A 23,396-nucleotide genomic window follows, 5' to 3' on the forward strand; every position below is an offset into this window, starting at 1 on the left:
GCGTAGCATCCATGGACCCCGATCCCGATGGGAGGTGTCCATGGATCGCCGCGTCATTGTGTCCCTGCTGGTCCTGCCGCTGATTTCAGTCTCCGCCGGGGCGGAGCCGTCCCGTCCCTACACGGTGGTCGATACCGGCCAAAGCCGCTGCTATGACGACCACGGCGCCATGGCCTGCCCGGCCCGCGAGGGGGATGCCTTCCATGGCCAGGATGCCCAATATGGCGGCAATCCCGCCCGCTACCGCGACAATGGCGACGGCACAGTCACCGACCTGACCACCGGGCTGGTCTGGCAGAAGGAGTTCCGCCGGGTCGGCTTCGCCGATGCACCGGCCGATGCCGCCGCCAGCCGGGTGGGCGGCTTTTCCGACTGGCGGGTTCCCTCGGTCAAGGAACTCTATTCCCTGATCAATTTCGACGGCTCCACCGGCTCGGCCCGGCCCGAGACCACCGGGGCGCCCGCCGATGCCCGCCCCTATCTCGATACCCGCGCCTTCGCCTTCGAATATCCCGCCCAGGGCCGCTTCATCGACGCCCAATATGTTTCACGCACCCCCTATCTCGGCACCACCATGGGCCGCGACCGCGCCTTCTTCGGGGTCAATTTCGCCGATGGCCGCATCAAGGCCTATCCCCAGGACGGCGGCCCCGGCCGTCGGCTGTGGTATGCCCGCTATGTGCGCGGCAATCCCGCCTATGGCCGCAACGACTTCGTCGACAACGGCGATGGCACCGTGCTCGACCGCGCTACCGGCCTGACATGGAGCAAGGCCGACAGCGGCGATCCCGCCTTCCGCCCCCGGCTGGTCGCCGTCCGCTTTGGCGACGGCCGCCTCGACTGGCGGGAGGCCTTGGCCTTCTGCGACGGCCTGAGCCTTGCCGGGCATTCCGACTGGCGGCTGCCCGACGCCAAGGAGCTCCACTCCATCCTCGATTATTCCCGGGCCCCCGACGTCACCGGATCGGCGGCGCTTGACCCGGTTTTCGCCATCACCGCCATTACCGATGACGATGGCAAGCGGGACTGGCCCTATGCCTGGTCCTCGACCACCCATCTCGATGGACGGGTGATGGGTGATTTCGCGGTCTATGTCGCCTTTGGCCGGGCGGGCGGACATGTGCGGGCCGGTGGTCCCCAAGGCATGGGCGGCCCCCAAGGCATGGGCGGTCCTCAGGGCATGGGCGGTCCTCAGGGCATGGGTGGTCCTCAGGGCATGGGTGGCCCCCCTGGCATGGGCGGTCCTCAGGGCATGGGTGGTCCTCAGGGCATGGGTGGTCCTCAGGGCATGGGTGGCCCCCCTGGCATGGGGCCTCCTCCCGGCATGGGACCTCCGCCTGGTGGCGGTCGCTTCGGGGGCGAGGGCAGGGGGGGCGGGCCACCCGGGATGGGCGGTTTCGCCTCCGGCACCGCCGCCATGACCCTGCTGGATGTCCATGGCGCGGGCGCCCAGCGCAGCAGCCCGAAAAGCGGTGATGAATCCCGCCTGCCCAAGGGGGCGGGACCACAGGGAGACGTATTGCGGATCTATAATTTCGCCCGTTGCGTCCGGGGATGAGGGTGACCCGAGTCGCCCTCGCCTTGGCCTTGGCCGCCGTGATGCTTTGGCCCGCCACCGTCCTGGCGCAGCAGGACCCCGCCCCCATGCAGCGCAGGGTCACCGAGGCCTCGGCCGAGAGGCTGCTGGACGAGTCCTTGCTGAACAGCCCGGAACGGCGGGCCCGCAACCAGGAACGACTGGCGGCTCCCTTGCCGTCCGAGGACGACAGGGAAGCGCTGGGTGAGGCGCTCTACCAGCGTGGGCTGGCGGCCATCGAGCTGGGGCGGCAGTCCCAGGCCGTGGATGACCTGAAGCGGGCATCGGGCCTGCTGGGCAGCCAGGACCGCGCCGAAGCGCTGTTCATGCTGGGCCAGGCCTATCTCAACCTGGGGCATGTCTCGCGCGCCATTGCCGCCCTGGCCGAGGCCTCCCGGCTGGAGACCGGCCCGGGCTCGCAGTTGCGCAACCTGGCCCTGATGGCCGAACAGCACGCCAAGCTGGGCGATGTGGCGGCCACCACCGCCTTGCTCAAGGAATGCCAGGGCATCGCCCAGAAGATCCAGGCATCCAAGGCCGATACCAATCCGAATGTTTCGCTGTGGCGGCGCACCAATAGCCTGCGCTGCGAGATGGCACTGGCCCATGCCCAGGGTCGCCTGGGCGAGGTCGAAACCCTGAGCCGCCAGATCATCAAGGGGTTCGAGGACGCGCCCAAGGCCCGCAACAGCTATGTTCTCGGCAACCGGTATCAGTTGTTGGCCGAGAACCTGCGGGCCCAGGGTCGTCTGGCCGATGCCGAGACCGAGGCCCGCACCGCCCTGTCCGTGTACCAGAAGACCGTCGGTCCCACCTCGCAACGCACAGGCACCGCCTTGCAGGGTCTGGGGCGGATCATCGCCGAGCAGGGCCGCATCAAGGAAGGCGAAACCCTGGTCCGCAAGGGCATGGAGCTGATCCAGGCCCAGGGCATGGCCGGCAATGGCGGCGGCCGTCTGGTCCTGGCCGACATCCTGGCGCTGGACTACCGCTGGGCCGAGGCCCGCGAGCAGTTCGAGCTGGCGCGCCAAGTCTACGCCGACCAGCCCGATCTGGTCGACGGCATCATGCGGCGCAACCCCAACATCACCCTGGCCATGGTGAAAACCGGCAAGGCGGCCGAGGCCCTGCCCCTGCTCCAGCGTCATGTCGAGATTCTGACGGTCAAGCTGGACGCGCAGGACTACGCCTTGGCCCAGGCGCGCGGACTGCTGGGCATTGCCCTGCAGGCACTGGGTCGACACGACGAGGCCAGGACGGAATTCACCGCCGCCCTGCCGGTGCTGCTGGCCCAGATCAACGACGAGGACCAGGAGACCGGCAATCTGGCCCGCGACCAGAAACTTCGCCTGATCCTGGAAGCCTATATGGAAAACCTGGTCGGCAAGCCCACGGGACGGATCACGGCCACGCCGGACGCGATCGCCGAAAGCTTTCGCGTCGCCGAGGCCGCTCGCGGCCGCAGCGTACAACGTGCCCTGGCTGCCTCGGCCACCCGCGCCGCCGCCGCCAACCCGGCCATCGCCGCTCTGGTGCGTCAGGTCCAGGACACCGAGAAACAGGCCGCCGCCCTGACCAGTCTGCTGGCCAATGCCATCAGCGCCCGCGCCGAGGATCAGACCGCCGCCGCCATCGACGCCCTGAAATCCCGCATCGGCGATCTGAAAAGCGAGCGGGCCATGATCATGGCCCGGATCGGCGAGCAGTTCCCCGATTATGCCCGCCTGCTCAACCCCAAGCCCCTGTCGCTGGAGGAGGTCCGTCCCTCCTTGCGCGGCGGCGAGGCCTTGCTGAGCTTCTACAGCGCCGAGGACCGGCTGTATGCCTGGGCGGTGTCGGGCACCGGCCCGGCCGCCATGAGCGTCAGCCCCATCGGGCGGCTGGACCTGGAGGCACGAATCCGCAAGCTGCGCGACGGCCTCGACATGACGGTGGCCGAGGTGGACGAGTTCCCCGATTTCGACGTCAAGACCGCCGCCGAGCTTTACGCCGCCGCCATCGCCCCCATCGAACCCGCCTGGGCCGGAGCCGAGATTCTGTTCACCATCCCCCATGGGCCGCTGGGACAGATTCCCCTGGCGGTACTTCCCACCGCCCTGCCGAAGCCGCCCGCCGCCAAATCGGCATCACCGCCCGCCCCCCTGTTCGCCAAGTATCGCGAGGTCCCGTGGCTGGCCCGCAAGGTGGCGGTGGCGCAACTGCCCTCGTCCGGGGCGCTGGGGCTGCTGCGTTCGACACCGCCGCGCCAGACGCCACGCCGGGCCTTCGTCGCCTTTGGCGATCCCCTGTTCAACAAGCAGCAGGTGAGCGGCCAGGACCTCATCTCCGCCGCCCTGACCGGCCGTGGCGTCGGCCGCCGCAGCGTTGTCGCCTCCAGGGCCGACTTCACCGCCGAACTGGGCCAGTTGCCCCGTCTGCGCGATACCGCCGACGAGGTGAAAGGCATCGCCCAGGTCCTGGGTGCCGATCCCGAGCAGGACCTGTTCCTGCAGGCGCGGGCCTCGGTCGGCATGGTACGCCAGCTTGACCTCGCCCGATGGCGGGTGGTGATGTTCGCCACCCATGGCCTGATTCCCGGTGACCTGGCCGGTCTGGACCAGCCCGCCCTGGCTCTGTCGTCCCCCGCCGTCACCGGCGACGGCTCGTCCGGCCTGCTGACCATGGAAGCCATCATGGGCCTGAAGCTGGATGCCGACTGGGTGGTGCTGTCGGCCTGCAACACCGCCGCCGGGGACGGATCGGGTTCGGAAGCGGTGTCGGGGCTGGGCCGCGCCTTCTTCTATGCCGGGACCCGTGCCCTGCTGGTGACCAACTGGCCGGTGGAGACGGTTTCGGCCCGGCTGCTGACCACCGATCTGTTCCGCCGTCAGGCCGAGGACCCCGCCCTGAGCCGGGCCCAGGCGCTGCGTCGCGCCATGCTGGGGCTGATGGACGGGCCGGGCACGGGAAGCTTCACCTATGCCCATCCCACCTTCTGGGCGCCCTATTCCCTGGTGGGTGACGGCGGTTGAGGGGTTTTCCACCCAACATCTTCCGGCTATGGTACCGGCCGCGCCCATCCGGGGAAGTCGATGACCGCCGTTTCCTACGTTACCACCGTCTATAACAAGATCAGCGAGATCGAGGCCTGCGCCCGCGCCCAGTGGCGCCAGGCGGGTGAGTTCGAGCGCGAATTCATCTTTGTCGATGACAGCTCCACCGATGGATCCTTCGAGTTCCTGCAAAGCCTGGCGGAGCAGGAGCCGCGCATGCGGGTGCTGCGCAAGCCAAACGGCGGTCCCGCCCGTGCCCTCAATCTGGGGGTGCGCGAAGCCCGCTTTCCCCTGGTCAAGTTCTGCGATGGCGACGACATCCTGACCGAGGACGCCACATCGGTGCTGCTGGACGGCTTCGCCCAGGGCGCCCGGCTGGTGATCGGGCGCAAGGAGCCGGTGGGCTGGACCGCCACCCCCGAGACCTTCCGCCGCACCGAGCCGGTGGTGTTTCGCACCCTGCCCGGCGATGCCCTGTCCGAGGCCATCGACCATTCCCTGTCGGGCTGTTCCGAGGTGCTGGTGGAGCGCGACGCCTTCCTGGCGGCGGGCGGCTGCGACGAGCGCCTGTTCATCCAGGACCAGAGCTATATCCGCCGCCTGCTGGCACTGGGCACCCCCCATCTGCTGACCGAGGCGCTGGTGGTGTTCTCGCCGCCCAGCGAGGCCGGGGCGCTGTGCAACAACAGCCCGCAGATCGACCACGACAACAATGCCGCGCTGATGTGGCTGGTGCTGGACAATCCTCATCTGCCCGCCGCCGTCAAACGCCTCGCCCTGCAGAAATGCGCCAGCCGGGGCTGGAAATACGCCCGCCGGGTCCAGGGCCGCAAGACCGGCCTCGACCCCGCCTTCTGGGCCTATGCCGCCTCGTACCTTCCCATGATCCCGGTCACACGGGGGCTGTTCCAGGCCACCCTGGAGCCCTATCTGCGCACCGGCCGGGTCCGCCAACCGGAGAAACCCGCCCCATGAAGATCAACGGCACCGCCTTTCGCACCATCTGGCTGGCCAAGGACGGCATCGGCGTCGAGATCATCGATCAGACCCGCCTGCCCCACGAATTCGTTACGATCACGTTGCGAAGCATGGCGGACGCGGCTTTGGCCATCAAGGACATGTGGGTGAGGGGGGCGCCGCTGATCGGGGCCACCGCCGCCTATGGCATGGCGCTGGCGGCGCGGGAAGACGCGACGGATGCCGGGCTCAAGCGCGCCTATCAGCTGCTGCACGCCACCAGGCCCACCGCCATCAACCTGAAATGGGCGCTGGACGAGATGCTGGCGGTGCTGCTGCCCCTGCCCGAAACCGCCCGCGTCGCCGCCGCCTATGGCCGCGCCGCCGCCATCTGCGACGAGGATTCCGCCCAGAACGCCGCCCTCGGCGAGCACGGCGCCGCCCTGATCAAGGCGCAGCACCAGGCCAAGCAGCGCACCATCAACGTGCTGACCCATTGCAATGCCGGTTGGCTGGCCACGGTGGATTGGGGCACCGCCCTGGCGCCGGTCTACAAGGCCTTCGATGCCGGGATTCCCCTGCATGTCTGGGTGGACGAGACCCGGCCGCGCAACCAGGGCGCCTCCCTGACCGCCCGCGAGCTGAACTGGCACGGCGTGCCCCATACGGTGATCGCCGACAATACCGGCGGCCATCTCATGCAGCACGGCATGGTGGATCTGTGCATCGTCGGCACCGACCGCACCACCAGGAACGGCGATGTCTGCAACAAGATCGGCACCTATCTCAAGGCCCTGGCCGCCAAGGACAACAATGTGCCGTTCTATGTGGGCCTGCCCAGCCCGACCATCGACTGGACCGTGGCCGACGGGGTCAAGGAAATCCCCATCGAGGAACGTTCCGCTCGCGAACAGACCCATATTTTCGGCAAGGATGCAGACGGCAAGGTGACAGAGGTCCAGGTGACCCCCGATGGCTCGCCCGCCGTCAATTACGGCTTCGACGTCACCCCCGCCCGCCTGGTCACCGGCCTGATCACCGAACGCGGCGTCTGCGCCGCGTCGTATAAGGGGCTGCGGGGGCTGTTTCCCGAACGGGGGTAAAAGGATCGCTGCGCGAGCGGGCCTTGCCCGCACCCTTGCTTGGGGGCGAGGCCCCCAAACCCTATCCCCTTTCTCGGATTTTCCCGGTCGGGGCTTGATTGGCCAATACCTTATGCATACCTCTCACTGGAGAGGTATGCTAAATGTCGCTACGCCCCATCGTCACTGCCCTGAGTCTGACCGTCCTGGCGGGCTGGCTGTGCATGCCAGTGGCACGGGCGGCCCAGATCACCGTGACGGCGGATGGCCGGACCCTGCTGCTGCGCGGCACGATCCAGGAATGGGATCACTGCATCGCCGCCCGGGTGCTGGCGGCTCATCCGAAAATCCGTCAGGCCCGCATCGATTCCCCCGGCGGCAATGCCTGGGCCGGGGCCTTTATCGGTCGCTTGTTCGGCTGGGCCGGTCTAGAGGCGGTGGTGCCCAAGGGGGCGGTGGCGGAATCGGCGGCGGGGGTGGCGGTGCTGGGCGCGCCGCGACGCACCATCGACGGCCAGGTCGGGCTGCATGGTCCCTGGCTGTCGCGCCCGGACCCGTCGGCCCTGGCGCGGGTCATCCTGGCCGAGACCTCGGCGGAGATGTCCTCGGTGCTGGAACTGAGCGGCATGCCGCCAGATCGGATCGACCGAGCCATGCGAACCGGCCGCGATCGCCTGTATCGCATGGACGGGCAGACGGTGGCGTCCTTCCGCCATCGCGGCCAACCCGACCCGGACATGATCCAGCGCGCCGCCGCCACCTGCCGCGCGGTTTCCTGACGGCATGAAAAGGGCGCCGCCGCACGACACGGAGGCGCCCAAATTCGCGGGGTTTGGGGGCCGCGCCCCCAAAACCTGTCCTAGTCGTTCTTGGCGGCGCGGTCGGCCTTCTTGCGCTCGTTGGGGTCGAGCAGGCGCTTGCGCAAGCGGATGGACTTGGGCGTCACTTCCACCAGTTCGTCGTCCTCGATATAGGCGATGGCCTGTTCCAGGCTCATCTTGCGCGGCGGGGTCAGCTTCACCGCCTCGTCCTTGCCGGCGGCGCGGATATTGGTGAGCTGCTTGCCCTTCAGCGCGTTGACCTCGAGGTCGTTGGGGCGATTGTGCTCGCCGATGATCATGCCTTCATAGATCTTGACGCCGCCGGTGATGAACATGGCGCCGCGATCTTCCAGATTCCACAGGGCATAGGTCACCGCGTCGCCCTGGCCGTTGGAGATCAGCACGCCGTTGCGGCGGCCCTCGATGGCGCCCTTATAGGGGGCATAGCCATGGAACATGCGGTTCATCAGGCCGGTGCCACGGGTATCGGTGAGGAATTCGCCGTGATAGCCGATCAGGCCACGGGCGGGGGCCAGGAAGGTGATGCGGGTCTTGCCGCCGCCCGAGGGGCGCATGCCGGTGAGCTCGGCCTTGCGCAGGCTCATCTTTTCCACCACCGCGCCGGAATATTCGTCATCGACGTCGATGAAGACTTCCTCGATGGGCTCCAGGCGCTTGCCGTCCTCGTCGGTCTGGAACAGCACGCGGGGGCGCGAGATGGACAGTTCGAAGCCCTCGCGGCGCATCTGCTCGATCAGAACGCCCAGCTGCAATTCGCCACGGCCGGAAACCTCGAAGGCGTCCTTGCCGGCGGTCTCGCGCACATGGATGGCGACGTTGCTTTCGCATTCGCGGGCGAGGCGGGCCATGATCATGCGGGACGTGACCTTGTCGCCCTCGAGGCCCGCCAGCGGGCTGTCATTGACCGAGAAGGTCATGGACAGGGTGGGCGGATCGATGGGATTGGCCTTCAGCGGCTCGGTGACTTCCGGGGCACAGATGGTGTCGGCCACGGTGGGCTTGGTCATGCCGGAGATGGCGACGATGTCGCCGGCCTCGGCAAACTCCACCGGCACCCGCTCGATACCGCGGAAGGCCAGGATCTTGGCCATGCGGAAGGTTTCCAGCACCTGACCGTCATGGGACAGGCCCTTGACCTGGGCGTTGAGACGGGCGGTGCCGGAATAGATGCGGCCGGTCAGCACACGGCCGAGATAGGGATCGGCTTCCAGGGTGGTGGCCAGCATGGAGAACGGCGCGTCCAGGTCGCGGGTGGGCGGCGGCACATGGGCGACGATCAGGTCGAACAGCGCCGACAGGTCCTTGCGCGGGCCTTCCAGCGAGTCGTCGGCCCAGCCGTCGCGGCCCACCGCGAACATGGTGGGGAAGTCGAGCTGGTCGTCATTGGCGTCCAGCGCCGCGAACAGGTCGAAGCATTCGTCATGCACTTCGTGGGGGCGGGCGTCGCCGCGATCCACCTTGTTGATGACCACGATGGGGCGCAGGCCGAGGCCGAGCGCCTTGCCGGTGACGAACTTGGTCTGGGGCATCGGCCCCTCGGCCGCGTCCACCAGCACCACCACGCCGTCGACCATGGACAGGATGCGCTCCACCTCGCCGCCGAAATCGGCGTGGCCGGGGGTGTCGACGATGTTGATGCGCACCCCCTTCCATTCCACCGAGGTGGCCTTGGCCAGGATGGTGATGCCGCGTTCCTTTTCCAGGTCGTTGGAATCCATCACGCGCTCAGCCACCTGCTGGTTTTCGCGGAAGGTTCCCGATTGCCGCAGCATGGCGTCCACCAGGGTGGTCTTGCCGTGGTCGACGTGGGCGATGATGGCGATGTTACGCAGTTGCATGGGTCTAGACAGTCTCGAGAATGGAGGGGCCCAGCTTGGCACGGGCCAAGTCCTTGAGCGAATGCTCGGGGCGCGCCCCGAAATGGGAAATGATCTCGCCGGCGGCGATGCCGCCGAGCAGGGCACAGGTCGGCAGGTCGCGGCCCTGGGTGAAGCCGAACAGGAATCCGGCGGCATAGAGGTCACCGGCGCCGGTGGTGTCCACCACCGCCGCGACCGTATCGGCGCCCACCACATGGGTGTCGTCCTCGGTGATCACCACCGAGCCCAGCGCGCCGCGGGTGACGGCGGCCACCGTGCAATGGCCGCGCACGGCGCGGAGGGCGTCGTCGAAGGACTCGGTCTGGTAGAGCGAGCACAGTTCGGCCTCGTTGGCGAACAGGATGTCCACATGGCCCGACACCAGGTCCAGGAAGGCATCGCGGTGGCGATCGACGCAGAACGGGTCCGACAGCGACAGCGACACCAGCTTGCCCGCCTGATGGGCGCAGGTGGAGGCCTGCAGGAAGGCCTGCTTGGCCTGGGGCGGATCGTAGAGATAGCCTTCGAGATAGGTCACCGCCGCCGAGGCGATCAGGGCGTCGTCCAGGTCCTCGGGGCCGAAATCGACGCAGGCGCCGAGATAGGTCAGCATGGTGCGCTGGGCATCGGGAGTCACCAGCACGAAGCAGCGCGCGGTGGACGGGCCGGTCTCGGCGGGCTTGGTATCGAAGCGGACGCCGGCATTGCGGATGTCGTGGCGGAATACCTGGCCGAGCTGGTCGCCCTTGACCTTGCCCAGATAGGCGGCATGGCCGCCCAGCGCGGCGATGCCGACGATGGTATTGGCGGCCGAGCCGCCGGAGCATTCGATGCCGGGGGGCAGCTGGGCATAGATGGTCTCGGCCTGGTCGGCGTCGATCAGGGTCATGACGCCCTTTGTCAGCCCCAGCTTATGCAACAGCAGGTCGTCGGCATGGACAAGCACATCGACGATCGCGTTGCCGATACCGGCGACGTGGATGCTGTGGTCAGCCATAATTCGGTACAGCCTTTCGCGGGTCGAGCCCGAAACCGGATCGGGCAGCCTCCGGGGCGCGCAGTCGCGGCCGAGGGAGGAATTTTGCGGCGCAGTATACTGTCGCGGCCGCTCAAAACAACAAAAATGCCTGCATCGGGCTTGGCCGAAATCGCTGGGCGTGCTTGAATCGCAGGGATTCCACGGGTTTGGAGGCCAGTCGGTGATTTCCGCATTGATCAAGGCGTTCGGCCAACTGGGCGATCCGCGCCTGAAACGCATCCTCAAGATCGGGGTGGCGGTGGCGCTGGCCTGCTGGATCGGACTGGCGGCCATCGCGTCGGCGGTGGCTGGCCGGGTGCAACTGTTCGAGAACAGCTGGGCCGATACCGGCGCCGACACCGCCGTGATCCTGGCTTCGCTGGTGGTGCCCATCCTGTTCTTCTCGGCGCTGGCCACCTTCGTCATGAGCTTCTGGCTCGATCAGGTCTGCGACGTGGTGGAAGGCCATCACTATCCCCATCTCGGCCCCGCCGTCGAGCTGCCCTGGACCCAGGTGCTGCTGGCCTCGGCCCGCTTCCTGCTGGTGATGGTGACGGTGACCCTGGTGGCGGCGCCGTTCTATGTGGCGCTGCTGTTCTTCGGCCTGGGGCTGATCCTGAACTATGCCGTCAACGGCTATCTGCTGGGCCGCGAATATTTCGAACTGGTGGCCTGCCGCCGCCTGGAGGCGGATCAGGCAAAGTTGCTGTTCCGAAACAATCTGGGCAAGCTCTGGCTTTCAGGGGCTCTGATCAATCTACTGTTCCAGATTCCCTTGCTCAACCTGACGGCGCCGGTGGTGGCGACCGCCTTCATGGTCCACATGGTCCAGGGTTTGCGGCGGGGGCCGGGCGGGCTATGATGGCGGCCATGAAGACCATGCTCCGCCCCCTCGTCCTGCTGTCCGCCTTGGCCCTGGCCGCCTGCCAGGGCGCCAACCAGTCCACCGGTGGTCCGGCGGTGAGCCGCTGGAGCGTGCCCGAGGACGGTGCCACCGAGACCGCCGCCCTGCCCCGCTTCAAGGGAGGGCGTCCGGGGCCGGATAATCTGCGGGGCATGACCCTGGCCCAGGTGGAGGATTCCCTGGGCAAACCCAGCTTCCGCCGCAAGGACCCTCCGGCGGAAATCTGGCAATACCGGGTCAAGGTCTGCACCCTGGACCTGTTCCTCTACGAGGAGAAAGGCGGGGTGGTGGTGACCCATTACGCGGTGCGGGCGCCGCAAGGCGGCGGCATCACCGACAAGGGCTGCCTGGACGAGGTGCTGGATCGCAAGGACGGCCTGCCCACCAGCTGAGACGGTTGGCGGATATGAAAAAGGCGGACCCGAGGGCCCGCCTTGATCGTTTCGGTATGGAACCGAAAACTCAGACCATCTTGTCCAGTTCGCGGACCACGGTCTCGCCCATGACGGTGGTGGACACCTTGGCCTTGCCCGGCTGCATGATGTCGGCGGTGCGCAGGCCGCCCTTCAACACCGCCTTCACCGCGGCCTCGATCATGTCGGCCTCGGTGGCCATGTCGAAGGAATAGCGCAGGCACATGGCGAAGGACATGATGGTGGCCAGCGGATTGGCCATGTCCTTGCCCGCGATGTCGGGGGCGGAGCCGTGCACCGGCTCGTAGAGCGCCTTGCGGCGGCCTTGCGCGTCGGCGGCGCCAAGGCTGGCCGAGGGCAGCATGCCGAGCGAGCCGGTCAGCATGGCGGCGCAATCGGACAGGATGTCGCCGAACATGTTCTCGGTGACGATGACGTCGAACTGCTTGGGATTGCGCACCAGCTGCATGGCGGCGTTGTCCACATACATGTGGGAGAGCTCCACATCGGGGAACTCTTCCTTCTGCAGCTTGATCATCTCTTCGCGCCACAGCACGGTGCATTCCAGCACATTGGCCTTGTCCACCGAACAGACGCGCTTATTGCGCTTGCGGGCCAGCTCGAAGGCGACGCGGCCGATGCGGACGATCTCCGGTGTGGTATAGACCAGGGTGTTGAAGCCCTTGCGGGTTCCGTCGGGAAGGGTTTCGATGCCGCGCGGCTCGCCGAAATACAGGCCGCCGGTCAGCTCGCGCAGGATCATGATGTCCAGGCCAGCGACCACGTCGTGCTTCAGGGTCGAGGCATCGGCCAGGGCGTCCAGCACGGTGGCGGGGCGCAGATTGGCGAACAGGCCCATATCCTTGCGGATGCCCAGCAGGCCGCGCTCGGGCTTCTTGTCGAAGGGCAGGTCGTCCCACTTCGGCCCGCCCACGGCGCCCAGCAGGACCGCGTCGGCGGCCAGGGCCTTTTCCAGGGTCTCGGCGGGGTAGGGGGTGCCGTGCACGTCATAGGCGGCGCCGCCCAGCAGGCCCTCGGAGATGTCGAACTCGATCTTCCGCTTCTTCGCCATCCAGTCGATGATGCGGCGGACCTGGGCCATGACTTCGACGCCGATGCCGTCGCCGGGCAGGATCAAGAGCTTCTTGGCGGCCATGCTATTCTCCCAAATCAATGTCGGTCGCGGCTTACAGCCAAGGGGTCGACTGCTTGCGGGTGTTCTCGAACTTGGAAATCTTGTCTTCGCGCTGCAGGGTCAGGCCGATATCGTCCAACCCGTTCAGCAGGCAATGCTTGCGGAAAGGGTCGACCTCGAAGCTGATGGACCCGCCATCGGGGCCGGTGATGACCTGCTTTTCCAGATCGACGGTGACGATGGCGTTGGCGCCGCGCGAGGCGTCGTCCAGCAGCTTGTCCACCTGTTCCTGGGGCAGCACGATGGGCAGGATGCCGTTCTTGAAGCAGTTGTTGAAGAAGATGTCGGCGAAGCTCGGCGCGATGACGCAGCGGATGCCGAAATCACCGATGGCCCAGGGCGCATGCTCGCGCGAGCTGCCGCAGCCGAAATTGGCGCCCGCCACCAGGATCTTGGCCGAGCGGTAGGCGGGCTTGTTCAGCACGAAGTCGGGGACCTCGGCGCCTTCGGGGGTATAGCGCATCTCGTCGAACAGATTCTTGCCCAGGCCGGTGCGCTTGATGGTCTTCAGGAACTGCTTGGGGATGATCATGTCGGTGTCGACATTGATCATGGGCAGGGGCGCCGCGACGCCGGTCAGCGTGGTGAACTTGTCCATGTCCGTTTCCCCTTACAGCGAGCGAACGTCGGTGAGCTTGCCGGTGATGGCGGCGGCGGCGGCCATGGCCGGGCTGACCAGATGGGTGCGGCCGCCCCGGCCCTGACGGCCCTCGAAATTGCGGTTCGAGGTCGAGGCCGAGCGCTGGCCGGGCTTCAACTGGTCGGCGTTCATGGCCAGGCACATGGAACAGCCGGGCTCGCGCCATTCGGCGCCAGCCTCGATGAACACCTTGTCCAACCCTTCCGCCTCGGCCTGCTCCTTGACCAGGCCCGAGCCGGGAACGATCAGCGCCTGCACCGTGGGAGCGACCTTGCGGCCCTTGAAGATCTCGGCGGCGGCGCGGAAGTCCTCGATGCGGCCATTGGTGCACGAGCCGATGAACACCACGTCGACGGCGATGTCGGTGGCCTTCATGCCCGCGGTCAGACCCATATAGTCCAGCGAGCGCTGCACCGCCTTCTTCTTGGCCTCGTCCTTGATATCGTCGGGGTTGGGCACGGTGCCTGTGATCGAGATCACATCTTCCGGGCTGGTGCCCCAGGTGATCTGCGGCTCCAGATGGGTGATGTCCAGCTCGATCTCGGCGTCGAAATGGGCGCCCTCGTCGGTGAACAGGGTCTTCCAATAGGAGACGGCGGCCTCATAGGCGGCGCCCTTGGGAGCACGCGGCTTGCCCGCGATATAGGCGAAGGTCTTCTCGTCCGGGGCCACCAGACCGGCGCGCGCGCCCGCCTCGATGGTCATGTTGCAGACCGTCATGCGGCCTTCCATGGACAGATCGCGGATGGCCTCGCCCGCGAATTCCACCACATAGCCGGTGCCGCCCGCCGTGCCGATCTTGCCGATGATGGCCAGCACGATGTCCTTGGCGGTGATGCCCACGGGGGCCTTGCCCTTGACGGTGATGCGCATGTTCTTGGCGGGCTTTTGCACCAGGGTCTGGGTGGCCAGCACATGCTCGACCTCCGAGGTGCCGATGCCGAAGGCCAGCGCGCCGAAGGCGCCATGGGTGGCGGTGTGGGAATCGCCGCAGACGATGGTGGTGCCCGGCAGGGTGAAGCCCTGTTCCGGCCCGATGATGTGGACCACGCCCTGGCGGATGTCGTCCATGGCGAAGTACTCGACGCCGAACTTCCGGGCATTGGCTTCCAGGGTTTCCACCTGGATGCGGCTTTCCTCGTTCTCGATGCCCTTGGAGCGGTCGGTGGTGGGCACGTTGTGGTCGGCCACCGCCAGGGTCAGCTCGGGATGGCGGACCTTGCGCCCGGCCATTTCCAGCCCCTCGAAGGCCTGCGGGCTGGTGACCTCGTGGACCATGTGGCGGTCGATATAGATCAGGCAGGTTCCGTCATCCTGCACATCCACCAGATGCGCGTCCCAGATCTTGTCGAACAACGTGCGGGGCTTGGCCATGTGTCTTTCCTCAACAGCCTCGACCCCCTGCCCCGGCCTCGCCGGGGGAGGGTCGGGGTGGGGGCCCCGGCCTGCGCCGGGGATTACGGGTAGTCAGCCATGCGACGAATGCCCCCTCCCCATCCCTCCCCCGGCGAGGCCGGGGGAGGGGGGAAGAAAGCGAGGGCGGCTAGGGTCGCCCTATTCCTTGGCGCCTTCGACCTTGGCGGCCTTGGCGGCGGCGGCGTCGGCACGCTCGGCGGCGGAGACCTTGCCGGAATGGCCGGTGGTCTGCTCGGCGATACGGGCGGACTTGCCGCGACGGTCACGCAGATAGTACAGCTTGGCGCGACGCACATCGCCGCGGCGGACCACGTCGATGGAGGCGATGTTGGGCGAATACAGCGGGAAGATACGCTCCACGCCCTCGCCGTAGCTGATCTTGCGCACCACGAAGGACGAATTCAGGCCGTCATTCTTGCGGGCGATGCAGACGCCTTCATAGGCCTGCACGCGTTCGCGATTGCCTTCGATCACCTTCACATTGACCTTCACCGTATCGCCCGGAGCGAAGCTGGGGACGCCGCGCTCGGCGGTCAGCTTCTCGATCTGCTCCTTTTCGAGCTGCTCAATGATGTTCACCATGGCTCAACCCTCGTTTCCTGTCTTGGCGGCTTGGTACCGATCCCACAGATCGGGCCGGCGCCGCCGGGTTACGTCCTCTGCCTGACGCTTGCGCCAGGCGTTGATCTTCTCGTGGTGACCGGACAGCAACACGTCCGGCACCTCCCGCCCGTCCCAGACCTGGGGGCGGGTATAGTGGGGATATTCCAGCAATCCCCACTCGAAGCTCTCTTCCGCCAGCGATTCCTGCTTGCCGATCACTCCCGGCAGCAGCCGCACGATGGCGTCCAACATCACCAGCGCCGCCGGTTCTCCGCCCGACAGGACGAAATCGCCCACGCTGATCTCCAGCGCCTCGTGGGCTTCCAGCACCCGCTGGTCGACGCCCTCGAACCGCCCGCACAACACTCTGACGCCCGGTCCCTCGGCCAGTTGCCGCACCAGGGACTGGTCCAGCATCCGCCCGCGCGGCGTCATATACACCAACGGCCCCGGTGCCGGAGTTCCCCGGATGGCGGCGTCCAGCACATCGGGACGCATCACCATTCCGGCCCCTCCGCCGAAGGGGGAATCGTCCACGTTGCGGTGTCTGCCGGGTGCGAAGCCCCGGATGTCCACCGCGTCGATGGACCAAAGTCCCTCTTCCAACGCCCGGCCTGCCAGCGACAGGCCCAACGGCCCCGGAAACATCTCGGGGAAGATGGACAGCAGGGTGGCCCGCCAGGGCTGCCTAACCGTCTCTTCCACCGCTTCAACCATCCTTTTCACCATCAGCCTCAGGCGCCGGCGCGAACTCCGTTCGCTTGGCTTCCCTCCGCTGCGCTCCGGCTCGCTCAACGCTCGCGCGCTCGGCTTTGCCTCGCTCGTCCTCGTCGGCGGCATAGACCGGCGGGATCACCACCAGCCTTGCGCCCGCCACATCCACCACCGGCACCTGCGCCTTGGTGAAGGGCACCATCAGGTTGCCCTTCGGCGCCAGCGCGATGTCCAGCACGTCCCCGGCGCCGAAATCATGCACCGCCGCGACGGTGCCCAGTCTTTCGCCGCCTTCATCCTCCACCGCCAGGCCGATCAGGTCGGAATAGAGGAACTCGTCCTCCGTCGACTTGGGCAGGCGCTCGCGGGCGACCCAGAAACGGGTGCCCTTCAGCGCCTCGGCGGCGTCGCGGTCGGAAATCCCCTCCAGCGTGGCGATGACCGAACCCTTGGCCTCGCCCGTCACCTTCAAGCGGAACTTCCGGCTTCCGGTCTCGTCCTCCACCGGGGAGTAGTAGCCGATATCCTTCGGCTCCTCGGTGAAGCTCTTGACCTTGACCGCGCCCCGGACCCCATGCACGCCAACGACGACGCCGACGCACACCCGGTCCGACATGGGATGTTACTCGGCGCTGGCGGTTTCGGCGGCCGCGGCGGCGGCACGATCGGCCTCGTCCTTGGCGCGCTGCTGGGCCTTGGCCTTGGGCTGCGGCTTCTTGGTCTGCTCGGGCTTGGCGGCCTTGGCCACCAGGCCCTTATCGGCGAAGAAGCGCACCAGGCGATCGGTGGGCTGGGCGCCGACGGACAGCCAATGCTTTACCCGCTCCTCGTCCAGGGTCCAGCGCAGGCCGGATTCCACGGTGACCATGGGATTGTAGGTGCCGACCTTCTCGATGAAGCGGCCGTCGCGCGGGCTGCGGGCATCGGCCACCACGATCTTGTAGAAGGGGCGCTTCTTGGCGCCACCGCGGGAGAGACGAATCTTCAGAGCCATTCTTCAGTCTTCCTCTTAGAGAAAATTTCCCAGGACGCCGGAACCCCTAGCGCCCGAACCTCGCGCCGGGCGGCAGCAGACCGCCGATGCCGTGACGCATCAGCCCCTTCTGGCCCAGCTTGCCGACCTTTTTCATCATGTCGGCCATCTGCTGATACTGCTTGAGCAGCTTGTTGACGTCCTGAACGCTCATGCCCGCGCCAGCGGCGATGCGCTTCTTGCGCGACGCCTTGATCAGGTCGGGATTCTTGCGCTCGGCGGGCGTCATGGACAGGATGATGGCTTCCTGGCGGGCCACCATCTTGTTGTCGATATTGGCGTCCTTGATCTGCCCCGCCATCTTGCCCAGGCCGGGCAGCATGCCGATGATGCCCTTGAGATCGCCCATCTTTCGCACCTGGGCGAACTGCTTGCGCATGTCCTCCAGGTCGAACTTGCCCTTCTCCATGCGCTTGGCGAGACGTTCGGCCTCTTCGACCTCGATGGTCTCCATGGCCTTCTCGACCAGGCCGACGATGTCGCCCATGCCGAGGATGCGTCCCGCGATGCGGTCGGGGTGAAAGACTTCCAGCGCGTCCAGCTTTTCGCCCGCGCCGAGGAATTTGATGGGGCGTCCGGTGACGGAGCGCATGGACAGCGCCGCGCCGCCACGGGCGTCGCCGTCGATACGGGTCAGCACGATGCCGGTGACGCCGACCTTCTCGTTGAATTCACGCGCCAGGGTGACGGCGTCCTGGCCGGTCATGGCGTCGGTGACCAGCAGGGTCTCGGTGGGCTTGGCCACGTCGCGGACATTGGCGACCTCGGCCATCAGCTCCTGGTCGATATGCAGCCGCCCGGCGGTGTCCAGGATGACCACGTCGTAGCCTTCCTTGCGGCCCACATCCAGGGCGCGCTTGGAAATGGCCACCGGCATCTCGCCCATGACGATGGGCAGCGAGCCGACCTCGGCCTGTCCGGCCAGAATCTGCAACTGCTGCTGCGCGGCGGGACGATAGACGTCCAGCGAGGCCAGCAGCACCTTCTTCTTCTCGCGCTTCAGCTTGAAGGCGATCTTGGCCGAGGTGGTGGTCTTGCCCGAGCCCTGCAGGCCGACCATCAGGATCACCACCGGCGGCACCGCGGAGAGGTTCAGCTCGGTGCCCTTGGTGCCCAATGTGGCGATCAGCTCGTCATGGACGATCTTGACCACCATCTGGCCCGGGGTGACCGACTTGATCACCTCGGTGCCGACGGCGCGGGCCTTGACCCGGCCGATGAAGTCCTTGACCACCGGCAGCGCCACATCGGCTTCAAGCAGGGCGACGCGGACTTCGCGCAGGGCTTCGGTGACGTCGGCCTCGGTCAGCGCGCCGCGCCCGGTCAGCCGCTCGAAAACCTTCCCCAGCTTTGAACTCAAGCCCTCGAACATGCGAATCCGTGACCCATAAGCAATGACACGCCGGTGCGCGTAAAGTCGCGGACCGACGGGCCTCCGTGGAGGCGGTGGTCTCCAGAAATCTGAAGAGGGTGGGGTTGTAGTCCGCTGAGCGGGGAGAGTCAACAATTTCCCCGCCGGTTTTGTTCAGAGGCCATTCATGTTGCACCGCATATGCTGGCCGCTCCAATCCAAGCCGCACCTAGGGAGGATGCGCGCATGACCCTTTCCATAGAACCCGCAGACCAGCCGTTTCCCATTCTTCGGCTGTTTCGCACCCGGTTGGTTCCGGGCCTCGCGCTTTCGGCCGTGCTCTTGCTTGGTGGCGGCTGGGTTTCCGTAACCTCCCTTGAAAAGAGGGTCTATCTGGAAACCACCCAGCGCCGGGTCGAAAACACGGTGCGACTGGTTGAGCGGGCCGAGCCCCAGACCTGGGAACGATTGCTCAGTGGGGAGAGCCCCGCCCTGGTCCTGGCCGATCCGGCCGGGGCTCGCGCCCGCTTCCTGCTGGAAGAAACGGCCAATGACGGTCATGTGCTGCAACTGAAAATCTTCAACGAGCGGGGAATCACTTTGTACGCCACAGACCCGGCAGACCTGGGCGTGAGGGAGGAAAACGCCCTGATGCGACAGGTGCTGCGGGACAAGAAGCCGCAGATTGAAACCACTCAGCGGGATAATCTTTCACTCTACGAGATCTATGTTCCGATTAATACGAAAGAGCACACCATTGCCTTCGAGGTCTACGAGCCATCCAGCATACTGGACGAAGTCATCGTCGAGAGTTTCTCCCGCTTCGCGGTACTGCCCATCGTCATCCTGCTAGGCTTCGGGCTTTGGCTGCAGCGCGTTGTTACCAAGGCGCAGGCGGATATCGACGGACGTGTGGAGGTGCAACAGACGCTGAGGCGGCAGTTGGAACGTTTCGTATCCCAAAGTGCCGGTCTTGCCGCCAGGCAATCTCCAGGCGGCCAGGTGCCGACAACCCGCGCCGGCATGACTCTCTTTTATTCCGACGTTCGAGACTTCACCAGCCTGGCGGAATTTCATCCGCCCAAGGCCACGGTGGAGTTCCTCAACGAGTTGATGACCCGTCAGGTGGAGATCGTCACCACCCATGGTGGTGATGTCGACAAGATGATCGGCGATGCCCTTCTGGTGCGCTTCGAGGGCAGTGATCGTGAAGCCCGTGCCCTGGCCGCGGCCCAATCGATTCTGATCGACCTGGCGGCGCACCCCATGGCGCGAGCCATCGGAATCGGTATCTATGACGGTGAAGCCATCTTGGGGGCCATCGGCCCCAAGGAGCGCCAGGACTTCACCGTCATCGGCGACAGTGTCAACCTTGCCGCGCGTCTATGCTCCCTCGCGGAAGAAAACCAGCTTGTCATCGACGAACAAGCCCTGCGCCGCTCGGGATTGCCAGACGATGGCTTCTCTCCCGCCGAGGAAAACAAGGTCAAGGGCCGCAAGGGGCTGGTCAGCGTCCGGCGGTGGTCGCCATCCGTCTGAACCGTCAATCTCCGGCTCACAGCTTCAGGGCGTAGCGCAGGGCACCCCAATGGCGCGAGCCGACCATGATGGGGCAGTCGATTTCCTTCAGCAGCATGAACTGGCCACCGCCCATGTCGCGGACATAGGTTTGGGCCAGATAGGGCTGGGTATTGCGCGACGCCAGGATGCCGGTGCGGTCGTCGAAGATGCGGCGGTTGCGCGAATGAGCCATGTTCCAGAGCTTGTCGCCGGGGCGCTGTGGCTCGGAATACTTCCGGTTATGAGTGGCGATATAGCCGTTGCGATCCGAGGCGCAGCACAGCACCACCCGGGGATCCCGGGCCAGTTCGGTATCGATGATGTCGGGCAGCAACAGGTCGGTCAGGGCGGTGTGCTTGGCCAGCAGCTGCAACGGATCGGTATCGGGGATGGGGACATAGTCGTTGTCGAACAGGTCGCCCAGACTGATGCGGCCATCGGCCACGGCCTTTTCCAGGGCGGTGGCCACCTTGGCGGCGGTCTGTTGCGCTGCCTGGATATAGGGAAGGTCGCGGGCCTTGGCCGCCTCGATGGCGTCGGTGATGGCCTGTTTCTGATCCTTGGACACCTTGACGAACTGGCACTGGATGCCGAGTTGGCTGCCCAGGATGGCCTTGGACGGAATGGTGCCCACGCCGGGGAAGGTGATGGTGCCCATGGCGCCTTCCAGCTTGGGCGCGTTGCCCACCACCAGCAGGGCGCCCATCACCGAGATGTCGCCGGTCTGGCCCGAGAAGCGCTGGTCGCCGAATTCGGCCGAGAACTCCACCGAGACCGGCACCCGTTCCACGGCGCGGCGGTTGCCGCCGTAGGAGGTGCGCAGGATGACATTGAGGCGGCGTTGAAGCGCGCCGATATCGTGGCTGACCAGGGCGGACAGCTCGTTGACCTTGCGCGCCGTGGTGCCGGTCATCTCGGCCCCGTGCAGTACCGAGGCGGCGGTATGGGCCACTTCGCGGGTATGGTCGGCGGCCTGGACGGCGCTGGCCATGATTTCGGCGGTGGCGGCGCGCTGCTGCTCGGCGGATTCCGCCACCTGGCCCGCGATGGCATCAATGTCGCGGATGGTTTCGGCCACCGCTTCCACGGTGGTCACCGCCTCGCGGGTGGTGCGCTCGATGTCCTGGGCCTGGGCATTGACGCGGCCGATGGCGTCCTCGGTCTGGCCCGCCAGCCCCTTGACCTCGCTGGCCACTACGGCGAAGCCCTTGCCGGTCTCGCCGGCACGGGCGGCTTCGATGGTGGCGTTCAGCGCCAGCATGCGGGTCTGTCCGGCGATGGCCTGGATCAGCGAGGCCACATCGCCGATGCGGGCGGTGGCCTCGGTCAGGGTGCCGACGCTGGCGCTGGCGGCGTCGACCCTTTGGCGGGCCGCCTCGCTGTATTCCGAACTGTGCTGGATGCGCGCCGTGATCTCGCGCGACGAGGCTTCCAGTTCCTCGGTGGCTCCGGCCACGGTCTGGACATTGCCGCTGGTGATCTCGATGGCGGTGGCCATGGATTGGGATTGGGCCTGCAATTCCTCGGCGGTGGCCAGCAGCTTGGCGGCACCTTCGCGCAGGCGGTCGGCCTGGGTGGAGATTTCGGCGACGGTGGTTTCCACCTCGCCCTCCAGCAGGACGGTCAGCTTCAGCATTTCCTTCTTGAGGTGGGCCTCGGCCTTGGCGGCATTTTCCTGCCGTTCCAGGGCGGCATAGCCCAGCTTGGCCTTCATGGCGCGCAACTGGGCATTGGGGCGCTGGAACTCGGCGACCGCCTCGATTTCGATCTCATGGACGAAATCTCCGGCGGCGATGGCATTGAAATGCCGCTCCAGCCGCGCCAGCGGCTTGCGCAGGAAACGGACCAGCAGCACCGCCAGCAGCACCGCCAGCAGGGTTCCCGACACCAGGAACGTGAAGCCCAGCCGCATGTGATGGCGGAAATCCGTCTTGGCGTCTTCGTAGAGTTCGCCCGCGACCCGGAGCTGGAGCAGAACCAGGCTCCGCGCCGCCTGATGCGCTTCTTCGAACAACTGGTGCAAGGTGTCGGCGGAATGCCCGCGCAGACCCTCGAGATCCTTGGCCTCGGCCAGGGATATGGCCACTTCCAGTCCATTGGACACATAGCTTTTGCGGGCCTGTTCGAACTCGTCGGCCAGTTCCTTCTCTTCCTCGGTGAGGGGATTGGACCGATAGGTCTGCCAGACCGCCCCGATATGGTCGCGATTGGCCCGGATGCGGGCGATCCGCTTTTGCACGCCCAGGCTGTTGGACGCCGCCAACTCGTCTTGCAGCAACTGGGCGTTCAGCAGGTTGTCGCGCATGCGGTCGACGACATCCGCCAACTGTCCGGCGGGAACCGTGCGGTGTTCGTAGACCGCGCGCAAGGCCTCGTTGGAATCGCCCATGCCATCCAGCACCGCGCCCATGCCCAGGATCATCACCATCACCAGCACCGCGATGATGACGGTCAGGCGGCCGGTGATGCTGTTGGCCAGGCGGCCCAGCCGGGCGGCCAGGGTGGTGCCAAGCACCCTTCCTTCCGTGACCGTGATATTGCGGGCGGTGCCGTTGCGGATCTGCTCGTAGAGCTTTTCCGCCGCGTCGATCTGGGCGCGGCTCGGGGCCGAGCGGATGGAGATGAAGCCGGTGATCTCGCCATCGGTAATCTCGGGGGTGGCGTTGGCGCGCACCCAGTAATGATCACCGTTCTTGGCGCGGTTCTTGACGATACCTTCCCACGGCTTGCCCGATTTGATGGTCGCCCACAGATCGGCGAAGGCGGCGGGTGGCATATGGGGATGGCGGACCAGATTGTGGGGCGCGCCGATCAGCTCTTCCTCGGTATAGCCGCTGATGTCGATGAAGGCTTGGTTGACGAAGGTGATACGGCCCTGGGGATCGGTCTTGGACACCAGGACTGTGCCCTCGGGCAACTCGATTTCGTGATTGGTAATCGGCTCGTTGACACGCATCTGGACACCCGGCTCCCAAACCTGAAACCCCATACATCCGCTGTATGCATATAAACGAATGGAGTGTCCAGCCCGGCTTTAGGTTGGAACAGAGACCGTGGCGAAATGCCGGGCACTTGCCTGCTTTTTAGGCGATTCGCCTCAGTTATTCGGCCCGTCGCCGCCGTCTCCGGAATAGGTACACCTCTTGCATCAATGGCGGGAGCAGTAAGGCTCAAACCGCGCCAAGGCGGAAGAATGGGATT

General features: G+C 66.3%; 19 protein-coding genes. 8 read left to right on the forward strand and 11 right to left on the reverse strand.

Annotated features, from left to right (window positions below; translation table 11 throughout):
- Positions 1-40: 40 nt before the first annotated feature.
- From A6A04_RS12780 to A6A04_RS22930, 5 genes are all read left to right on the forward strand, one after another.
- A complete protein-coding gene (locus tag A6A04_RS12780; RefSeq protein WP_068493464.1) occupies positions 41-1,558 on the forward strand; it encodes an Lcl C-terminal domain-containing protein in 1,518 nt (505 codons plus the stop codon).
- A gap of 2 nt (positions 1,559-1,560) precedes the next feature.
- Entirely contained in the window at positions 1,561-4,587 is a 3,027-nt protein-coding gene (locus A6A04_RS12785; protein WP_068493467.1) for a CHAT domain-containing tetratricopeptide repeat protein, read from the forward strand.
- A gap of 60 nt (positions 4,588-4,647) precedes the next feature.
- Entirely contained in the window at positions 4,648-5,583 is a 936-nt protein-coding gene (locus tag A6A04_RS12790; protein ID WP_068493469.1) for a glycosyltransferase family 2 protein, read from the forward strand.
- Positions 5,580-6,668: an S-methyl-5-thioribose-1-phosphate isomerase gene (gene mtnA, locus A6A04_RS12795; RefSeq protein ID WP_068493471.1), complete on the forward strand. Its 1,089-nt coding sequence runs from the start codon at positions 5,580-5,582 to the stop codon at positions 6,666-6,668. Before A6A04_RS12790 ends, mtnA begins: the two co-directional genes overlap by 4 nt.
- A gap of 143 nt (positions 6,669-6,811) precedes the next feature.
- The gene (locus A6A04_RS22930) at positions 6,812-7,426 is read left to right on the forward strand and encodes a hypothetical protein (protein ID WP_068493473.1); all 615 of its coding nucleotides are present in this window, start codon (positions 6,812-6,814) and stop codon (positions 7,424-7,426) included.
- A gap of 80 nt (positions 7,427-7,506) precedes the next feature.
- Here the strand turns inward: A6A04_RS22930 and typA are convergent, their stop codons facing one another.
- Together typA and A6A04_RS12810 are read right to left on the reverse strand one after the other, a co-directional pair.
- Positions 7,507-9,327: a translational GTPase TypA gene (typA, locus tag A6A04_RS12805; RefSeq protein WP_068493475.1), complete on the reverse strand. Its 1,821-nt coding sequence runs from the start codon at positions 9,325-9,327 to the stop codon at positions 7,507-7,509.
- Between the two features lie 4 nt (positions 9,328-9,331).
- Positions 9,332-10,345, reverse strand: coding sequence for an adenosine kinase (locus A6A04_RS12810; protein ID WP_068493477.1), 1,014 nt, complete (start codon positions 10,343-10,345; stop codon positions 9,332-9,334).
- Between the two features lie 202 nt (positions 10,346-10,547).
- On the opposite strand from A6A04_RS12810, the gene A6A04_RS12815 reads away from it, so the two are divergent.
- On the forward strand, positions 10,548-11,228 hold the full coding sequence (locus A6A04_RS12815; RefSeq protein WP_068493479.1) for an EI24 domain-containing protein: 681 nt from the start codon (positions 10,548-10,550) through the stop codon (positions 11,226-11,228).
- A gap of 8 nt (positions 11,229-11,236) precedes the next feature.
- On the forward strand, positions 11,237-11,662 hold the full coding sequence (locus A6A04_RS12820; protein WP_156612594.1) for a hypothetical protein: 426 nt from the start codon (positions 11,237-11,239) through the stop codon (positions 11,660-11,662).
- A gap of 70 nt (positions 11,663-11,732) precedes the next feature.
- On the opposite strand, the gene leuB is transcribed toward A6A04_RS12820, so the two are convergent.
- The 8 genes from leuB to ffh form a co-directional block, all read right to left on the reverse strand.
- Positions 11,733-12,839: a 3-isopropylmalate dehydrogenase gene (leuB, locus tag A6A04_RS12825; protein ID WP_068493483.1), complete on the reverse strand. Its 1,107-nt coding sequence runs from the start codon at positions 12,837-12,839 to the stop codon at positions 11,733-11,735.
- 31 nt (positions 12,840-12,870) lie between these two features.
- A complete protein-coding gene (gene leuD / locus A6A04_RS12830; RefSeq protein ID WP_068493485.1) occupies positions 12,871-13,476 on the reverse strand; it encodes a 3-isopropylmalate dehydratase small subunit in 606 nt (201 codons plus the stop codon).
- 12 nt (positions 13,477-13,488) lie between these two features.
- Positions 13,489-14,892 carry a 3-isopropylmalate dehydratase large subunit gene (leuC, locus tag A6A04_RS12835; RefSeq protein ID WP_068493487.1) on the reverse strand — a complete coding sequence of 468 codons (1,404 nt, stop codon included), beginning with the start codon at positions 14,890-14,892 and terminating at the stop codon, positions 13,489-13,491.
- Between the two features lie 180 nt (positions 14,893-15,072).
- Positions 15,073-15,513 carry a 50S ribosomal protein L19 gene (gene rplS / locus A6A04_RS12840; RefSeq protein WP_216636112.1) on the reverse strand — a complete coding sequence of 147 codons (441 nt, stop codon included), beginning with the start codon at positions 15,511-15,513 and terminating at the stop codon, positions 15,073-15,075.
- A gap of 6 nt (positions 15,514-15,519) precedes the next feature.
- On the reverse strand, positions 15,520-16,254 hold the full coding sequence (gene trmD, locus A6A04_RS12845; RefSeq protein ID WP_068493489.1) for a tRNA (guanosine(37)-N1)-methyltransferase TrmD: 735 nt from the start codon (positions 16,252-16,254) through the stop codon (positions 15,520-15,522).
- The gene (gene rimM / locus A6A04_RS12850) at positions 16,247-16,867 is read right to left on the reverse strand and encodes a ribosome maturation factor RimM (protein WP_082914897.1); all 621 of its coding nucleotides are present in this window, start codon (positions 16,865-16,867) and stop codon (positions 16,247-16,249) included. The genes trmD and rimM overlap by 8 nt, the downstream gene beginning before the upstream one ends.
- A 6-nt stretch (positions 16,868-16,873) precedes the next feature.
- Complete coding sequence (rpsP, locus tag A6A04_RS12855) at positions 16,874-17,245, reverse strand: 30S ribosomal protein S16 (protein ID WP_068493491.1); 372 nt, start codon at positions 17,243-17,245, stop codon at positions 16,874-16,876.
- Positions 17,246-17,291: 46 nt separating this feature from the next.
- Complete coding sequence (ffh, locus tag A6A04_RS12860; RefSeq protein ID WP_068493492.1) at positions 17,292-18,656, reverse strand: signal recognition particle protein; 1,365 nt, start codon at positions 18,654-18,656, stop codon at positions 17,292-17,294.
- Positions 18,657-18,881: 225 nt separating this feature from the next.
- On the opposite strand from ffh, the gene A6A04_RS12865 reads away from it, so the two are divergent.
- Positions 18,882-20,174: an adenylate/guanylate cyclase domain-containing protein gene (locus tag A6A04_RS12865; protein ID WP_068493494.1), complete on the forward strand. Its 1,293-nt coding sequence runs from the start codon at positions 18,882-18,884 to the stop codon at positions 20,172-20,174.
- Between the two features lie 16 nt (positions 20,175-20,190).
- Here the strand turns inward: A6A04_RS12865 and A6A04_RS12870 are convergent, their stop codons facing one another.
- On the reverse strand, positions 20,191-23,151 hold the full coding sequence (locus A6A04_RS12870) for a methyl-accepting chemotaxis protein (RefSeq protein ID WP_068493496.1): 2,961 nt from the start codon (positions 23,149-23,151) through the stop codon (positions 20,191-20,193).
- Positions 23,152-23,396 lie beyond the last annotated feature (245 nt).

It is taken from the genome of Paramagnetospirillum marisnigri, from assembly GCF_001650715.1.
GTDB lineage: Bacteria > Pseudomonadota > Alphaproteobacteria > Rhodospirillales > Magnetospirillaceae > Phaeospirillum > Phaeospirillum marisnigri.

Bases quoted from the DNA above. Each gene is read 5' to 3' on its own strand.
- A6A04_RS12780 (WP_068493464.1), top strand. From the start codon at position 41: ATGGATCGCCGCGTCATTGTGTCCCTGCTGGTCCTGCCGCTGATTTCA.
- A6A04_RS12790 (WP_068493469.1), top strand. From the start codon at position 4,648: ATGACCGCCGTTTCCTACGTTACCACCGTCTATAACAAGATCAGCGAG.
- mtnA (WP_068493471.1), top strand. From the start codon at position 5,580: ATGAAGATCAACGGCACCGCCTTTCGCACCATCTGGCTGGCCAAGGAC.
- A6A04_RS22930 (WP_068493473.1), top strand. From the start codon at position 6,812: ATGTCGCTACGCCCCATCGTCACTGCCCTGAGTCTGACCGTCCTGGCG.
- typA (WP_068493475.1), bottom strand. From the start codon at position 9,327: ATGCAACTGCGTAACATCGCCATCATCGCCCACGTCGACCACGGCAAG.
- A6A04_RS12810 (WP_068493477.1), bottom strand. From the start codon at position 10,345: ATGGCTGACCACAGCATCCACGTCGCCGGTATCGGCAACGCGATCGTC.
- A6A04_RS12820 (WP_156612594.1), top strand. From the start codon at position 11,237: ATGAAGACCATGCTCCGCCCCCTCGTCCTGCTGTCCGCCTTGGCCCTG.
- leuB (WP_068493483.1), bottom strand. From the start codon at position 12,839: ATGGCCGCCAAGAAGCTCTTGATCCTGCCCGGCGACGGCATCGGCGTC.
- leuD (WP_068493485.1), bottom strand. From the start codon at position 13,476: ATGGACAAGTTCACCACGCTGACCGGCGTCGCGGCGCCCCTGCCCATG.
- leuC (WP_068493487.1), bottom strand. From the start codon at position 14,892: ATGGCCAAGCCCCGCACGTTGTTCGACAAGATCTGGGACGCGCATCTG.
- trmD (WP_068493489.1), bottom strand. From the start codon at position 16,254: ATGGTTGAAGCGGTGGAAGAGACGGTTAGGCAGCCCTGGCGGGCCACC.
- rimM (WP_082914897.1), bottom strand. From the start codon at position 16,867: ATGTCGGACCGGGTGTGCGTCGGCGTCGTCGTTGGCGTGCATGGGGTC.
- rpsP (WP_068493491.1), bottom strand. From the start codon at position 17,245: ATGGCTCTGAAGATTCGTCTCTCCCGCGGTGGCGCCAAGAAGCGCCCC.
- ffh (WP_068493492.1), bottom strand. From the start codon at position 18,656: ATGTTCGAGGGCTTGAGTTCAAAGCTGGGGAAGGTTTTCGAGCGGCTG.
- A6A04_RS12865 (WP_068493494.1), top strand. From the start codon at position 18,882: ATGACCCTTTCCATAGAACCCGCAGACCAGCCGTTTCCCATTCTTCGG.
- A6A04_RS12870 (WP_068493496.1), bottom strand. From the start codon at position 23,151: ATGCGTGTCAACGAGCCGATTACCAATCACGAAATCGAGTTGCCCGAG.